We start from the raw sequence: 15,371 nt of genomic DNA on the forward strand, positions 1-15,371 counted from the left end.
AACAAAGGGTTTTTCAATGTATCTGATAAAATCACTAAATATATTAAAAATACAATTGACTTTATAATTATGCAGTATTATACTAATCATTATCTTACGTTTGGAGTGATAAGGATGAAAATAGGAATTATAGGTGCTACGGGTTATGGTGGACTGGAGTTAATAAGGCTATTGCATAATCATCCCGAAGCCGAGCGTATTGATTTATTCACTTCTTCAGAAGAAGGAATGCAATTTTCGAATAAATATACACATTTATTGAATATTTACGATCAAAAACTTCTAGCGATCGAACATAATAGACTAACAGAATATGACGTCATTTTTACGAGTACTCCCTCAGGGGTATCTACTGGGATATTACCTTCTTTAATAGGAAGCGGCCCGAAGCTTATTGACTTGTCTGGTGACTTCCGATTGAAAAATCCTTTAGATTATGAGCAATGGTACCAAAAAGCACCCGCACCACCAACGGCATTAGAAAAAAGTGTCTATGGTTTAACGGAGTGGAATGAAGCTACCATTCAACAAGCTGATCTAATCGCGAATCCAGGATGTTATCCGACAGCGGTATTGCTATCTTTATTGCCACTATTAAAGGAAAACTTAATCGACTCAACGAATATAGTTATAGATGCAAAGAGTGGCGTGTCAGGAGCGGGTAACAAGCCATCTCAAATGACGCACTTCAGTGAAACAAATGAAAACACGGCAATTTATAAAATACATCAGCATCAACATATACCGGAAATCGAACAGGCTATTAATATGTTTGCAGGTCAGACATCACCGATCACATTTACAACACATTTAGTACCAATGACGAGAGGAATTCTAGCGACAAGCTATGCTGCACTTCAGTCGAATGTGACCGAGCAACAATTGACAAACGCATTGAAAGAACGATATGCATATGATCCCTTCGTCCGAATTATCGAAGAAACGAACAAATTTGGAACCAATCAAGTATACGGCTCTAATTTCTGTGATATTCACGTAAAAGTCGATCCACGTACGAACCGTGCCACTATCGTTTCGGTTATCGACAACCTCGTAAAAGGAGCAGCAGGCCAGGCAATTCAAAATATGAATGTCCAATTTAATATTGACCAATCGACTGGTCTTCAGCAAGTCCCACTATTTATCTAGACAGAGGAGGAATAACCGATGACGACAAAAACCATTGCGATGAAAAGCATCTCTTATAAAAACATTGCCTCGCCAAAAGGTTTCCAAGCAACCGGAATCCATTGCGGTTTAAAGCATAAAAAAAAGGACTTAGCACTTCTTGTTAGCGATGTACCTGCAAGTGTAGCGGGAGTTTTTACAACAAACGCGATCAAAGCGGCACCACTACTGATCACAAAAGATGTCGTATATGAAACAGGTAAAATGCAAGCAATCATTGTAAACGCTGGAAACGCCAATGCCTGCACGGGTAAACAAGGGATGGCAGATGCATATACGATGCAGCAACTTACAGCAGACAAACTAGGAATTGATCCTTCACTTATCGGTGTTGCTTCTACTGGAGTAATTGGGGAACTCATGAAGATGGAGCCAGTAACTACAGGTATTCAAAACCTAGACCCAGTAGATGAACTGGAAGGTGCGATTGACTTCTCTTTAGCAATCATGACAACAGATACTGTAACGAAAAATACAACTTACTCAACGACTATTGACGGTAAAGAGGTTATCATCGCAGGTACTGCAAAAGGGTCCGGCATGATTGAACCAAATATGGCGACAATGCTTGGTTTTATAACGACTGATGCCAATATCGAATCCAACCATCTTCAAGATGCACTAAAAGCGATCACAGATGTGACTTTTAACGCAATTACAGTGGACGGTGACACATCGACAAATGATATGGTTATTGTGATGGCGAACGGAATGGCGCAAAATAATACGTTAACTCCAGAACATCCAGACTGGGAAAACTTCCTTCAAACCTTACACACCGTGTCACAAGATTTAGCTAAAATGATTGCCAAAGACGGGGAAGGCGCAACGAAGCTCATTGAAGTGGAAGTAAAAGGTGCCATTACGGATATAGAAGCACGCAAAATCGCAAAAACAGTAGTAGGCTCTCCTCTTGTTAAAACAGCCATTTTCGGAAATGATGCAAACTGGGGAAGAATTATAGCGGCAGTCGGCTATAGCGGTGCAACAATAGATCCAAACGCCATTACGATTCTACTTGGTACCACCAAAGTAGTAGAAAATGGCGAGCCAGTTCCTTTTTCAGAAGATGATTTAATCATTTATTTGAAACAGCCAGAAGTCAAAATCTTTGTCGATATTCATCAAGGCAATGGTCAAGGAACTGCATGGGGGTGCGATTTAACATATGACTACGTCCAAATCAACGCAACCTACCGCTCTTAAACGCCTCGTCATCAAGCTAGGTGGCAGTATGCTCGAGGGTTTAAATGAAAACTTCTTCGCCAACTTTAAAAAACTGCAAGCGGCTGACCACGAAATCGTCATCGTACACGGTGGAGGACCAGCGATCAATGCAGCCCTTGCTGCTAATGGAGTTACGACCACTGCTATTAATGGAATACGTGTGACATCTGCCGAAGCAATCGGCATTGTCCAGTCCACATTAGTAGGTCAAGTAAACCCGGCGCTAGTGCATCAGCTAAATAAAAATGGAATCCAAGCTATCGGTTTGAGTGGCTACGATAGTCAGTTACTAGAGTGCACCATATTAGATGAAGCAACATATGGTTTTGTCGGGGACATCAAACAAGTAAATACGTCCCTAATTGAAACATTACTGCAACATGGAATCACTCCCGTAATTTCAAGTATTGGCTGCACGATAGAAGGGAATCCGCTGAATATCAATGCAGACACTGTAGCTAGCGAAGTCGCTTTGGCAATTAAAGCTGAAAGTCTGCAACTCGTAACGGATACACCAGGCATTAAAATTGGCGGAGAAGTACAAGAAATAGTTACCTCCGAAAAAATTAGTCACTGGATCAGTTCAGGAGATATATACGGAGGAATGATTCCAAAAGTTACCGCGGCTCTTGACTGCTTGACAGCTGGTATTCCATCTGTCGAAATCGTCGGCGATCAACTGTCCGGCACAACAATTTTGCAACAGGAGGTATACGCATGAGCTCATTATTCCAAAACTATACGCGCCGTCCCATTCATCTTGTGAAAGGTAGGGGGACCATCGTGACAGATGCTAACGGAAAAGACTACCTCGACTTCACAAGCGGTATTGCCGTGCTAAGTCTAGGGCATACACATCCTGCGATAGTTCAAGCGATTCAAGAACAAAGCGAAAAGCTCTGGCATATATCGAACCTGTTCGAAAACCCAGAACAAGAGAAACTAGCCGAAACCCTTGTAAACGATACGCACTTCGCTCACGCCTTTTTCTGCAACAGTGGAGCAGAGGCAAACGAAGCAGCTATCAAACTAGCGCGCAAGCATACAGGGAAACACACAATCATCACCTTTGAAAAGTCATTTCACGGACGCACATTCGGCGCCATGTCTGCAACTGGCCAAGACAAAATACGCAACGGCTTCGGACCATTGCTTGAAACATTCAAAACTGTCCCATTTAACGACGTATCTGCATTAGAAGCAGTAATCGACGATGAAGTAGGCGCAATCATGCTCGAAGTTATCCAAGGAGAAGGCGGCGTCAACCAAGTAACGGCTGAATTTACTCAGGCAATCTCGGACATATGTTTAGCAAACGGAATTCTACTCATTATAGACGAGGTCCAAACAGGCATTAGCCGCACTGGAACCCGCTACGCATACGAGCAAACCGTCCTAAAACCTGACATAATGACGTTGGCAAAAGGTCTTGGTGGAGGCTTCCCAATCGGGGCAATGCTAGGAACAGCAGACCTGCTCGATTCATTAGGTCCGGGCACACACGGCACTACCTTTGGAGGAAACCCTCTAGCAGTAGCCGTCGCACAAACCGTATTAGATAACGTATTTGTACCTGATTTTATAGCAGAAGTGAATAAAAAATCTGCTTACTTTGTCGAAAAGTTAAAGGAAGCTCTGCCAAGTCATAAAATTGTCGGCTCTGGCCTCCTACTCGGAATCGTCTGCGAAGAAGAAGTAGCATCCTACATACCAGCAGCCGACGAAGCAGGTCTTCTATTAGTTTCGGCAGGACCAAACGTCATCCGTCTCCTGCCACCACTAACCGTAACAACCGAAGAAATCGACCAAGCAGTCGACATCCTAAAAACAATCCTATCTTAATAAAAACTTGAATTAAAGCGCTCAGAGAACCGCTATTCACAACCAAGGACCTGCCGATTCGGCAGGTCCTTTACTAGTGCCACCGATGAGAACTTCCAATAAATCCCGTTCCGCCAGTAAAATTGGCTCGAGAGCGAGTATTCCCTACGGCTCCGCCTGTAAAACCGCCACGTCCGCCAGTAACCACCCTCCCTCCGTTAGTAAAATCCAAAAAAGGGAAGCTTTTCGCTCAGGCGAAAAGCAAATTGCATTAAAGTTCCAATAAATCCTGTTCCGCCAGTAAAGAACCTTGCTCCGTCGGTAAACTTGGCTCGAGAGCGAGTATTCCATATGGTCAGTACTACGTCCGCGAGTAAAATCCAAAAAGGAAGCTTTTCGCTCGGACGAAAAGCCAACTGCCTTGAAACTTTAAATAAAATCGTTCCATAATTACCTTTTGTATTAACTCAACTAAAATTAGCATCAAAAGAATACTATAATTCTACAAAAACCTCCGAATATTATTGTGTAATAGGAGCAACAATTTAATTCTTGATCACCTTTCTTAAGTAAAAACCAATTCTCAACCTAAAATATCCTTCAAAATGCAATTTCTGTGAGTCCTCTTCCAAGCCCCGACGGATTATGTTAATCTAACCTGGAGGTGACCAAATGATTGTAAAACCATACACACAAACACTATATATGGACGCACTTATCTCGTTAACCAAACGGCTAAAGAAGAATCACCCCAAATATAACTCACTTCAAGATGAGTTGAATCGTAATATTGCAGGAGATATAGGGGAAGAAGCAGTTATGAATTTCCTGAAAAAAGTTCATCTTCCATACAAATTCTTTGCATTTCACAACGTTTCACTTTACGGCGAATCTCTTTTTCAAATGGATATCCTCTTAATATCACAGTACTACGCAGTAATATTAGAGGTTAAGAATATTAAAGGGGAAATAGAATTTAAATCACACCCATTTCAGTTGAGTCGCACATTAACAACAGGAGAAAGAAACTCCTTCGACAGTCCAGAAATTCAATTACAAGAATATATATACCAGTTGAATAGAGTATTTAAGAGTGCTGGATTTTCAATTCCAATATACGGTGCCGTTGTTTTTCCTTTCACTAGCAGCTATATCAAAATCCCTCCAAGCGAAACAACCCTACTATTCAGAAATGAAATAAGATCTTATTTAAGAAACATAAAGACCGAAAATCCACCACTTTCTATAGAAGGACTTAACAACCTCAAAAACCTTATCCTAAACAAAACTACCAATTACAAACCACTTCCACTTACACGTCACTTTGCAATTCATCCAAATGACATTATCAACGGAGTAGAATGTCCTGCCTGTAACTTTATAGGGATGAAAAAAGTTCCTCGCCACTGGATTTGTCCGCGATGTAAAAGTATCAGTGATAATGCACATACCCGAACCATAAAGGATTACTTTCTTGTATATAAAGACACCATTTCCAATAAAGAATGTCGACATTTTTTAAATCTTAATAATGCGCACGAAGCATACAGAATTCTAAATAACGCAAACCTAATCAAAACGGGAAAATATAAAGATGCCAAATATACAATGAAATTTATGTGAAAAAGATCTTCTACGCCCAGAAGGTCTTTTTATACGGAATAAAATAAATCCAACACAAAGAAAAGCCAACTGCATTAAACTCCAATAAATCCCGTTCCACCGGTAACCACCCTCCGTCCGCCAGTATTCCATAATGGAGAGCGGGTATTCCATCCAGTTCCGCGAGTAAACCCACCTCGACCTCGAGTAAACCCAACAACTCCGCAAGTAAATTTAAAAAGGGAAGCTTTTCGCCCGAACGAAAAGCCAACTGCATTAAATCCCAATAAATCCCCTTCCACCGCAAACCAGCCTCCGTCCGTATTCCATAATAGAGCGTGGGTAATCCATCCAGTTCCGCGAGTAATCGCACCTCGACTGTCAGTAAATCCAACAACTCTGCAAGTAAACCATCCCAAACCAAAACCGCACAAATACAACAAAAAAAGCCCTCCGCCATCGCGAAAGACCTTCCCCTTAAAAACTATGCGTCATCGTCCATACAGCCACTGCATTCGTATCCCCGTCATTTGTAAATCGATGCGGCAGCGAACTATCAAAGTAAATACTATCACCTTCATCGATAAAGTATACTTCGCCTTCAATTTCAAGACGCAAACTACCGACGAGCATAAATCCACACTCCTCGCCACCATGGAACATAAGTGGATCTTCAGTACCATCACCTGGTGATACAATCATCTTAAAAAAGCTCATCTGTTTACCTGAACTTGGCGACAATAGTTCATATTCCACATTAGGTCGAACTCGTTTGATCAGATTACCCTCGCCTTTTCGCGTCAGCGTAACCGCGTTACTCTCCTCCGACTCGAAGAATGAAAAGACAGGCACCTTCAAACTGTGGCTTAACTTCCATAACGTCTCTAAAGAAGGAGACACTTGTCCACGCTCAATTTGCGAGATCATACTCTGGCTCACATTTGTTTTTTTGGCCAGTTCATCGGACGTCAGCCCTTGAAATCTGCGCAAATACCTTATTCGCTTACCAACCTCACTTTTAGGAAATACCAATAAAAACACCCCTTATGAATAAAAATACATTAGACAGAATAATAAAACATGTATACTTAATAATATAATACTACTAAATCTATAAAAAACACCATATAATACAAGTATATATAATATATTTTGCACTTTTCTTCAAATAGAATCAATAATAATAATATTACAACTAATTATTTATTATGTAGACAGGTGAATAATAATAATTTATACTACTAATAATTCACTAGTTTCATAAGGGGAACTGAATAATAGAGAAAACGGGGGATAAAAACATGAAAAAATGGTTAGCAGCAGTACTTATGATTACTGTATTAATCATTGCTGGATGTAGCAATGATTCAGGTGGTGTATCAACAGATAACTCCACAATTCAAAAAGTATTGAAAGAAAAGAAACTAGTTATAGGGATGTCTCCAGGATATTTCCCATTTGATATGAAAGATCCAAATGGCGATTTCGTTGGATATGACGTAGACACTGCAAACGCACTAGGAGAAGCACTTGGTGTGAAAGTGGAATACAAACAATTCACATTTGACGGCTTAATTCCTGCGCTACAAACAGGCGAGGTTGATATGATTTTCGCTGGTATGACTATTCGCGGTGACCGTGCATTAGCAGTTAGTTTTGCAAATCCATACTTCCAAACTGGGCAAGCTGTAATGGTTCCAGGATCAGATACAAAGTCAAAAACTTGGCAAGATCTTGATGTGAAAGGAAACAAAATTGCTGTGGGTATCGGAACAACTGGTGCTTTACTTGCAAAAGATGTGTTTAAAAACGCTGAAATTCTAGATTTTGAAGAATTCCCATCAGCAGCAGCAGCAATGGCACAAGGCGAAGCAGATGCAGTAGTGTATGACGAGCCCGCAATCGCTGTATGGAAATTACGTAACGAAGACGCTGTAACTCAATTAGAAGGTTTAATATCAACAGAAAACTTAGGAATTGCTATTAAGAAAAATGATTTTGAAACAATTCAATGGGTTAACTCATTCTTAAGCAGTTACCTAGGAAGTCCAACAGAATTAGCATCTCATGCAAAATGGTTTGAGTCTTCTGACTGGTTGGATGAAGTAGTAGACGAATAGAAAATAGCACTGGGTAGAGGAAAAACTCTGCTCAGTACTTTTATACACTCAGCCAACTTAGAGGAGGAACAACTATGTATCAGTACGACTGGAGTGTTATCAGTCGAAATATGGACGTTTTCATCGACGGTGCGCTGAAAACGCTAGAAATTTCTGCGATTTCTATCCTTTTAGCCATTCCGATTGGTATTCTATTTGGACTCGGACGTATTTCGAAAAACAAAATTATCTTCATTATTTCATCTACATACATAGAAATAATTCGTGGAGTACCACTATTAGTACTGCTTATGTGGATTTTCTATGTACTTGGACAATTTTTCTCTTTAGGCTCCTACTGGGGCTCAATTGTCGGTCTAGCATTATTTGCTGGCGCATTTATTGCCGAAATCGTTCGTTCAGGTATTCAAGGGGTACCAAAAGGACAAATGGAAGCAGCGCGTTCATTAGGAATGTCTCATACAAAAGCAATGACATATATTATTTTACCGCAAGCATTTAGACGTGTATTACCGCCGCTTGCATCACAATTCATTATGCTTATAAAAGACTCATCACTTGTATCAGTAATAGCGGCAACCGACTTAACGCTAAACGCAAAAAATCTAGTTGCAACATCATTCCGCTCGATTGAAGTATGGACCTTCGTTGCGCTAGTCTACTTCATCATGACATTCAGCCTTTCATTAATCCTTCGATACTTCGAAAAACGATTACTGAAAAGTGAAACATAACGTTAAGGAGGGTGTACCCAAATGATTTCTATCAAAAATGTCAATAAAAGCTTCGGCGACCACCAAGTCCTAACCGACGTTTCGCTCGAAGTACCAAAATCGAATGTAATCGCATTGATCGGCCCTAGTGGAGCAGGGAAATCCACCCTAATCCGCACAATTAACGCATTAGAACCAGTAGATAACGGGGAAATAACAGTGGATGGCACTTCCATCCACGACAAAAAAACGGATATCAACGTAGCCCGTACGAACATAGGCTTCGTATTCCAAAGCTTCAACCTGTTTCCATTCTTAACTGCACTAGAAAACGTAACAATGGCTCCAATGAAAGTAAAGGGACTGAGTAAAGAAGCTGCCGAAAAAAGAGGGAAAGAACTACTTTCATCTCTAGGACTAGAAGACAAATTTGATGCTTATCCAAACCGACTTTCCGGTGGACAGCAACAACGGGTAGCTATCGCTAGGGCGCTAGCTATGGACCCAACTGTTATGTTATTCGATGAACCGACATCCGCACTCGACCCAGAAATGGTAACCGAAGTGCTCGATGCCATCCGCAAACTAGCGAAAGACGGCATGACCATGGTAGTCGTAACACACGAAATGGGCTTCGCCAAAGAAATCTGCGACGAAATCGTCTTCATGGCAGAAGGTAAAATAGTCGAACGCGCCGCACCATCCAAATTCTTCACCAATCCAGACACACAACGCGCGCAAGACTTCCTATCTAAAGTATTAAACCACTAGAAAAATTCTAGTGGTTTTTGTTTTGAATAAAATACTTTAAATATGAGCTCCATTCCACTCAAGGTGCTGTAAAACTAAGTATTATAAATAAAACTTAATTTTACACTTGTTTGCTAAAGTGTCGTAATAAATTGGGGAAATTTAGAAGGATTCCTCCCTCCTACTGTCGAATTATGTAAAAAAGGGGAGGAATTATGTGAACAAGTTTATTGAATGCTCTGATGAAATTGCTACAGTAGTGGGTGAAGGGATATACACTGAAAAAGGACAGTTTATCCATGTTGTCACGTCCGATAATACAGTAGCAAAACTTTTTGAACAACGCCTACAAGATAAATTGATGGTGAGAAAGCTGACATTTAAAAAAGAAAGTGGAAAAGCGATATTTTCTGGACCTTTTATGGTAAAAGATTGTGATGGGTCAGAAATCGGCGAATGGAATATTAAACTTAAGAAAAGACTACGACGATAAGATGAATAATATTCAACATTAAGGGTTTCTAATAGGGTATGCTTATTAGGTGTAACGAACTGGTGCGTCCATGTAGGGCGTTCTTTTTATATGTGTGCCAGGCATGGTAACTATCTAGGTGAATTGATATGCGGTACGAAGTCTTCCAGGAAGCCCAAGTTAGCAAATGCAATTTTAGACCGTGTTTTACACCACGCAACTGTCGTTTCTATTGTAGATGATTCCTATAGATTGAAGAATCATTTAACGAAAGAATACGAGTAATTTTGTACATCCTTACGCAAGCGAAAATGTACATATTTGTGTTGACATTTATATTCCCTAAAGTTAGTCTGATTTCGTGCCAGACCTAAGCATCCCCTTAAAACTCAAAACTTATTGTCCATCTACTTAAAATCTGGTAATCTATTTGCAATGACAAATCGAAAGGAGAATCCACCATACAAATACTTAGAAATTTTCCCCCTAACTACTTCAACTATCTCCGCTTAAAGCATCGTCTACCCGCCCACCATAAACAATACAGAAAAGTTCTTGAAAAAATGGGCTACATAGAAGCTGGCCACTACGGAGAATTGCGTGTTGACCGTTCAATCAAAGAAGTACAGTTTCCCTCAGAAGTACACATCATCCCAGATTTCCACATGAAAATTCACGAGAATCGTTACATCCAAGTTGATACATTAATCATCACGAGCAGTTATATTCTTATAGTAGAAGTTAAAAATATTATAGGTAATATCATTTTTAAAACCTCCCCCAATCAATTAATAAGAACATTAGATAATGAAACTACTGCTTTCAACTGTCCAATAATTCAACTACAAAGAAATCAGGACGGCTTTCAACTATGGTTAAATCAAACCCAATGGAAAATACCCATATACACTGTACTTGTTTTCGCATCCGATAAAGCAATAATAGAAAATGCGCCTAAGGAACAAACTATTCTTTTCTCAAAGAATTTACCACTCTTTATACAAAAACTAAACAAACTACCGCCACTACTTACCAAAGCCCAATATTTAAAAATAAAAGAAATTTTGATACAAAAAAACATGCATTTTGTAGAACCACCCCTATGCTCAAAATATGAAATCTCGACAAGTGAATTAAAGAAAGGAGTACTTTGCATAAACTGTGGAAATCGATTAAATAGAATTAGTGAACGTCAGTGGACATGCACTGCGTGTGGAATAAATGACAAAGATCCAATCCCTAGAAATGTAGAAGATCTTTTTACCCTGATGAAACACGAAGTCACCATGCAAGAGTGTATGGATTTACTACAACTAAAATCTCGATACACCCTGAATTATACATTCCAGAAAATGAAGCTAATCAAAACAAAAAAAGGAAACAAAACTACTTATCAAAAAAGTAACAATTAAAAACACTAACTATCTCAAGTTGGTGTTTTCTAATTTCGGAAAAACGAGTTCCACCCAAGCTCAATCCAGTTCCACCGACACACCCACAAAAAACACTTCCATTCTTCGAAATCTTTGGTATTATAGAATAAAACAAAGACAAACAAAGGAGAAACCACATGTTAAAAAATATACCGCACTGTATTTCACCAGATCTCCTCAAAATTCTCATGGAGATGGGGCATGGAGATGAAATCGTCATCGCAGATGGTAATTTCCCGGCTGCATCACACGCCAAAAATTTAATAAGACTGGATGGACTCCATGTTCCGGAAATACTGGAAGCTATTCTAACGCTCATGCCCCTCGACACTTACGCGGATTCGTCAGTGTTTTATATGATGCATGGAGCAGAAATCTCTGCACCACCAATATGGAGAGAATATGGTGAAATCCTTCAAATCACAAAAAACCAAACAGTTATACCTGCCAAACTGGAGCGTTTTCAGTTTTACGAACAAGCCAAAGAGGCATATGCAATAATTGCGACTAGCGAGCAAGCACTCTATGCCAATATCATTCTAAAAAAAGGTGTAATCACATAAAGAAAGAAGGAATCCACTTATGTTAGTACCAGAAAGACATAAAAAAATAATTAACATAGTCAATGAAAACAAAACCGCACGTGTATCTGAACTAAGTAAACTACTGAAAGTTACAGAGGAAACAATCCGCCGAGATTTAGAAAAACTAGAAGCAGAGAACAAACTTGCTCGTACGCATGGAGGTGCAATTTCTACTCAAGAGGAAGAAGGGGACATCCCTTATTTCCAACGAGAAGTGATGAACCAACAAGAAAAAATGGCGGTCGCAAAATTAGCAGTCACTTTAATCCAAGAAGACGACATCATTTTCTTAGATGCTAGTTCCACAGCATTCTATCTAGCCAAATTACTACCTAATAAGAAAATTACCGTACTAACCAACTCGTTAAGAGTAGCGGCTGAGCTAGCAAACTCAACTCTTATTCATGTGATAGTATCTGGAGGCAATCTTTCGTCTACTTCTTTATCTTTAGTTGGTCCACTAACTGTCAGTACATTGGAAAGATACCATGTAAACAAAGTCTTTTTCTCCTGCAAAGGTTTACACAAAGACTGGGGAATCAGTGACTCGAACGAGCAGCAAGCAATCGTCAAACGTAAAATGATTGAGATGGCTGATCAGACAATACTCCTACTGGACCACACGAAACTCAACAAAAAAGCATTTGCTCATATCGAAAAAGAAGAGGTTATAAATACCATAATCATTGACGAACTAGCAAATAAAACATATTTAAAGTATTTCGAAGAAAAGAACATAAAAATTTCCTATGCGCAATTGGGTTGATTCCTCATTGCGCATCATATAATAACCGAAATGCAAAACAAATATTCAGAATTATATAAAAACGTATTGATTTTACGAAAAATATAATTTATAATCAACATAAATAAAGAAAATCAATAATAAACAAAGACTAATCAACAAAAAGGTGGGATGAAAGTGGAGCCTCTTTTAAGAATGGAACATATTAGCAAATCCTTCCCGGGTGTCAAAGCCTTATCTGATGTAACAATTGATCTCCAATACGGAGAAGTATTAGCACTCGTCGGTGAAAATGGTGCTGGAAAGTCAACGCTCATGAAAATCCTGACTGGTATTTATCCGAAGGACGAAGGAACGATAACACTTCAGGGGAAGGAAATTTCAATTCAATCTCCAAAACAAGCACAAGAACTGGGGATTTCCATCATTCATCAAGAACTCAACTTGATGAAAGATCTCACAGTGGCAGAAAATATTTTCATCGGACGTGAGCCAAAAGGAACGATGAACCTACTAGTAAACGATAAAAAACTGAACAAACAAACAGCTGAATTATTTAAAAAACTCAACTTAGACTTAGATCCCAAAACCAAAGTGCGTCACCTAACTGTAGCTAAGCAACAAATGGTAGAAATAGCAAAGGCACTTTCATTCAACTCGAAAATACTCATCATGGACGAACCAACCACCGCACTGACAGAAACTGAAATTGATACCCTCTTTGACATTATTAATAGCATCAGAGAAAAAGGTGTCGGCATCATTTATATTTCTCATCGAATGGACGAACTAAAGCGAATCTCTGACAGAATCACGGTTATGAGAGACGGAACATACGTGGATACCTTGAAGACATCGGAAACGGAAATGGGTAAAGTCATTCAACTGATGGTTGGCCGACATATATACATAGAATCGAAGCCAAACATCGCTACTGGAGAAAAGGAAACCGTGCTAAAGGTGAGTAATATCTCAACGAAACATCTTTTAAAAGATATTTCCTTCGAATTAAAAAAAGGAGAGATTCTAGGGTTTGCTGGCTTAATGGGTGCTGGAAGGACAGAAGTAGCCAGAGTACTATTCGGTGCAGATCCTTCTACAAAAGGAACAATCAGCCTAAATGGTAAAGTAGTCAAAATAAAATCACCAGCAGATGCCGTGAAACAAGGAATCGGCTACTTATCTGAAGACCGAAAACAATACGGTTTACTTGTCAGCATGGACGTCAAATCTAACATTGCACTCGCAACTATTAAAGACTATCAAACGAAATCATATTTTGTAAGCGATTCCAAAATTAAAAAAATAGCCACAAAATATGTGGACAGTCTAAAGATTAAAACTCCATCCGTAGACCAAGAGATTAGACTCCTCTCCGGAGGCAATCAGCAAAAAGTAGTTATCGCAAAGTGGCTACAAAGAGATTGCGACATCCTAATCTTCGATGAACCAACACGAGGCATTGACGTTGGTGCAAAAGGAGAGATTTATAAACTACTAGATGAGCTCGCAGCAAGCGGGAAATCAATCATCATGATCTCATCTGAATTACCAGAAGTTTTACGTATGAGCCATCGGATTGTCGTAATGTCAGAAGGGAAGATTACAGGGGTGCTTTCCTCGGAAGAAGCGACACAAGAAAAAATAATGGAGTATGCAACACAGCTCCACTAATAATAGGGGTGAATTAATTGAACGTGGAAACAATTATTGAAAAAGAGCCAGTAAAGAAAAAAGTCATACCACCAGGGGCCATTCAACAAACTTTAGCCTTCGGAAGTTTAATCGTATTAGTTATATTCTTCTCATTAGCTTCAGATAGTTTTCTACAATGGAGCAACATGATCGGCATTTTATTATCAACGGCAGTAATTGGAATTCTTGCACTTGGAGCTACCTTTGTCATTATTACAGGTGGAATTGACCTTTCAGTAGGGACAGTAATGACGTTATCCTCGGTCATATCAGGGGTAGTTATTGTCAATGCAGGTCTACCGCTAGTTGTAGGAGTTTTCGCAGGTATTGCGACTGGGGCATTCTGTGGATTCCTTTGTGGAATTGCCATCACGAAGCTGAAGATTCCGCCTTTTATTGCCACACTTGCCATGATGATGATTGCAAAAGGGTTGGCATTAGTTATTTCAGGAGCAGCACCTATTTATTTCACAGACCATGCTTTATTCACAAAAATTGCACTTGGCACAATTATTCCCGGGGTGGACATTCCGAATGCAGTTCTAATTTTTTTCATCGTTGCAATTATTGGAGCGGTCATTTTATCGAAAACTATTTTAGGACGTTATAATTTCGCAATTGGGAGCAATGAAGAAGCAACAAAGCTTTCAGGAGTAAACGTAGATTTCTGGAAAGTGACTATTTATTCATTGGCAGGAGCTTTTACAGGAATTGCGGGAGTAATTATGGCATCCCGTCTAAACTCGGCGCAACCAGCACTAGGTCAGGGCTATGAATTGGAAGCGATTGCAGCAGTTGTGATCGGTGGAACATCCCTTAGTGGAGGAAAAGGTACAATCATCGGAACAGTAATTGGTGCTCTGATCATGAGTGTTCTAACAAATGGTTTACGTATCATGTCTATCCCGCAGGAATGGCAAACAGTCGTAGTCGGACTGGTTATTATTCTCGCAGTATATATGGATATCCTTAGAAGACGTAAAGAATAACAACGGTTGTATCGTCCATGTGACGTTAAATA

General features: G+C 39.6%; 16 protein-coding genes and 1 pseudogene. 15 read left to right on the plus strand and 2 right to left on the minus strand.

What is annotated here, in order from left to right:
* Positions 1 to 114: 114 nt before the first annotated feature.
* The 5 genes from argC (at position 115) to MHI40_RS03435 (ending at position 5,859) form a co-directional block, all read left to right on the plus strand.
* Positions 115 to 1,149 (plus strand): N-acetyl-gamma-glutamyl-phosphate reductase, encoded by a 1,035-nt coding sequence (argC, locus tag MHI40_RS03415; protein WP_340761502.1) that lies wholly within the window; start codon positions 115 to 117, stop codon positions 1,147 to 1,149.
* A gap of 18 nt (positions 1,150 to 1,167) precedes the next feature.
* A complete protein-coding gene (gene argJ, locus MHI40_RS03420; RefSeq protein ID WP_340761503.1) occupies positions 1,168 to 2,394 on the plus strand; it encodes a bifunctional ornithine acetyltransferase/N-acetylglutamate synthase in 1,227 nt (408 codons plus the stop codon).
* Entirely contained in the window at positions 2,357 to 3,136 is a 780-nt protein-coding gene (gene argB / locus MHI40_RS03425; protein ID WP_340761504.1) for an acetylglutamate kinase, read from the plus strand. Before argJ ends, argB begins: the two co-directional genes overlap by 38 nt.
* Complete coding sequence (locus MHI40_RS03430; RefSeq protein WP_340761505.1) at positions 3,133 to 4,257, plus strand: acetylornithine transaminase; 1,125 nt, start codon at positions 3,133 to 3,135, stop codon at positions 4,255 to 4,257. The genes argB and MHI40_RS03430 overlap by 4 nt, the downstream gene beginning before the upstream one ends.
* Positions 4,258 to 4,908: 651 nt before the next feature.
* Positions 4,909 to 5,859 carry a nuclease-related domain-containing protein gene (locus MHI40_RS03435; RefSeq protein ID WP_340761506.1) on the plus strand — a complete coding sequence of 317 codons (951 nt, stop codon included), beginning with the start codon at positions 4,909 to 4,911 and terminating at the stop codon, positions 5,857 to 5,859.
* A 10-nt stretch (positions 5,860 to 5,869) separates the two neighbouring features.
* Here the strand turns inward: MHI40_RS03435 and MHI40_RS03440 are convergent, their stop codons facing one another.
* Together MHI40_RS03440 and MHI40_RS03445 are read right to left on the minus strand one after the other, a co-directional pair.
* Positions 5,870 to 6,298: a hypothetical protein gene (locus tag MHI40_RS03440; protein WP_340761507.1), complete on the minus strand. Its 429-nt coding sequence runs from the start codon at positions 6,296 to 6,298 to the stop codon at positions 5,870 to 5,872.
* A gap of 17 nt (positions 6,299 to 6,315) precedes the next feature.
* The gene (locus MHI40_RS03445) at positions 6,316 to 6,879 is read right to left on the minus strand and encodes a helix-turn-helix domain-containing protein (RefSeq protein ID WP_245762682.1); all 564 of its coding nucleotides are present in this window, start codon (positions 6,877 to 6,879) and stop codon (positions 6,316 to 6,318) included.
* A gap of 260 nt (positions 6,880 to 7,139) precedes the next feature.
* Between MHI40_RS03445 and MHI40_RS03450 the strand changes: the two genes are divergently transcribed.
* The 10 genes and pseudogenes from MHI40_RS03450 (at position 7,140) to MHI40_RS03495 (ending at position 15,339) form a co-directional block, all read left to right on the plus strand.
* Entirely contained in the window at positions 7,140 to 7,958 is an 819-nt protein-coding gene (locus MHI40_RS03450) for a transporter substrate-binding domain-containing protein (RefSeq protein ID WP_340761508.1), read from the plus strand.
* 74 nt (positions 7,959 to 8,032) lie between these two features.
* Positions 8,033 to 8,692: an amino acid ABC transporter permease gene (locus tag MHI40_RS03455; RefSeq protein WP_340761509.1), complete on the plus strand. Its 660-nt coding sequence runs from the start codon at positions 8,033 to 8,035 to the stop codon at positions 8,690 to 8,692.
* Positions 8,693 to 8,713: 21 nt separating this feature from the next.
* Positions 8,714 to 9,442 carry an amino acid ABC transporter ATP-binding protein gene (locus MHI40_RS03460; protein ID WP_093537092.1) on the plus strand — a complete coding sequence of 243 codons (729 nt, stop codon included), beginning with the start codon at positions 8,714 to 8,716 and terminating at the stop codon, positions 9,440 to 9,442.
* Between the two features lie 196 nt (positions 9,443 to 9,638).
* Entirely contained in the window at positions 9,639 to 9,914 is a 276-nt protein-coding gene (locus MHI40_RS03465) for a hypothetical protein (protein ID WP_340761510.1), read from the plus strand.
* Positions 9,915 to 10,067: 153 nt separating this feature from the next.
* Positions 10,068 to 10,178, plus strand: a pseudogene (locus MHI40_RS03470) (ATP-binding protein); the annotation flags it as partial.
* Positions 10,179 to 10,456: 278 nt separating this feature from the next.
* Positions 10,457 to 11,305, plus strand: a complete 849-nt coding sequence (locus MHI40_RS03475) for a nuclease-related domain-containing protein (protein ID WP_340761511.1) — start codon at positions 10,457 to 10,459, stop codon at positions 11,303 to 11,305.
* Between the two features lie 158 nt (positions 11,306 to 11,463).
* Entirely contained in the window at positions 11,464 to 11,889 is a 426-nt protein-coding gene (locus tag MHI40_RS03480; protein ID WP_340761512.1) for an RbsD/FucU family protein, read from the plus strand.
* Between the two features lie 19 nt (positions 11,890 to 11,908).
* Positions 11,909 to 12,676, plus strand: a complete 768-nt coding sequence (locus MHI40_RS03485; RefSeq protein WP_340761513.1) for a DeoR/GlpR family DNA-binding transcription regulator — start codon at positions 11,909 to 11,911, stop codon at positions 12,674 to 12,676.
* A gap of 174 nt (positions 12,677 to 12,850) precedes the next feature.
* A complete protein-coding gene (locus MHI40_RS03490) occupies positions 12,851 to 14,329 on the plus strand; it encodes a sugar ABC transporter ATP-binding protein (protein WP_445678335.1) in 1,479 nt (492 codons plus the stop codon).
* 17 nt (positions 14,330 to 14,346) lie between these two features.
* Positions 14,347 to 15,339 (plus strand): ABC transporter permease, encoded by a 993-nt coding sequence (locus MHI40_RS03495; RefSeq protein WP_340761515.1) that lies wholly within the window; start codon positions 14,347 to 14,349, stop codon positions 15,337 to 15,339.
* Positions 15,340 to 15,371 lie beyond the last annotated feature (32 nt).

Source organism: Psychrobacillus sp. FSL H8-0510 (genome assembly GCF_038008345.1).
GTDB lineage: Bacteria > Bacillota > Bacilli > Bacillales_A > Planococcaceae > Psychrobacillus > Psychrobacillus psychrotolerans.

Excerpts from the sequence above, each read along its gene's own strand:
- argC (WP_340761502.1), top strand. The coding sequence starts at position 115 with ATGAAAATAGGAATTATAGGTGCTACGGGTTATGGTGGACTGGAGTTA.
- argJ (WP_340761503.1), top strand. The coding sequence starts at position 1,168 with ATGACGACAAAAACCATTGCGATGAAAAGCATCTCTTATAAAAACATT.
- argB (WP_340761504.1), top strand. The coding sequence starts at position 2,357 with ATGACTACGTCCAAATCAACGCAACCTACCGCTCTTAAACGCCTCGTC.
- MHI40_RS03430 (WP_340761505.1), top strand. The coding sequence starts at position 3,133 with ATGAGCTCATTATTCCAAAACTATACGCGCCGTCCCATTCATCTTGTG.
- MHI40_RS03435 (WP_340761506.1), top strand. The coding sequence starts at position 4,909 with ATGATTGTAAAACCATACACACAAACACTATATATGGACGCACTTATC.
- MHI40_RS03440 (WP_340761507.1), bottom strand. The coding sequence starts at position 6,298 with ATGGCGGAGGGCTTTTTTTGTTGTATTTGTGCGGTTTTGGTTTGGGAT.
- MHI40_RS03450 (WP_340761508.1), top strand. The coding sequence starts at position 7,140 with ATGAAAAAATGGTTAGCAGCAGTACTTATGATTACTGTATTAATCATT.
- MHI40_RS03455 (WP_340761509.1), top strand. The coding sequence starts at position 8,033 with ATGTATCAGTACGACTGGAGTGTTATCAGTCGAAATATGGACGTTTTC.
- MHI40_RS03460 (WP_093537092.1), top strand. The coding sequence starts at position 8,714 with ATGATTTCTATCAAAAATGTCAATAAAAGCTTCGGCGACCACCAAGTC.
- MHI40_RS03475 (WP_340761511.1), top strand. The coding sequence starts at position 10,457 with ATGGGCTACATAGAAGCTGGCCACTACGGAGAATTGCGTGTTGACCGT.
- MHI40_RS03480 (WP_340761512.1), top strand. The coding sequence starts at position 11,464 with ATGTTAAAAAATATACCGCACTGTATTTCACCAGATCTCCTCAAAATT.
- MHI40_RS03485 (WP_340761513.1), top strand. The coding sequence starts at position 11,909 with ATGTTAGTACCAGAAAGACATAAAAAAATAATTAACATAGTCAATGAA.
- MHI40_RS03490 (WP_445678335.1), top strand. The coding sequence starts at position 12,851 with ATGGAACATATTAGCAAATCCTTCCCGGGTGTCAAAGCCTTATCTGAT.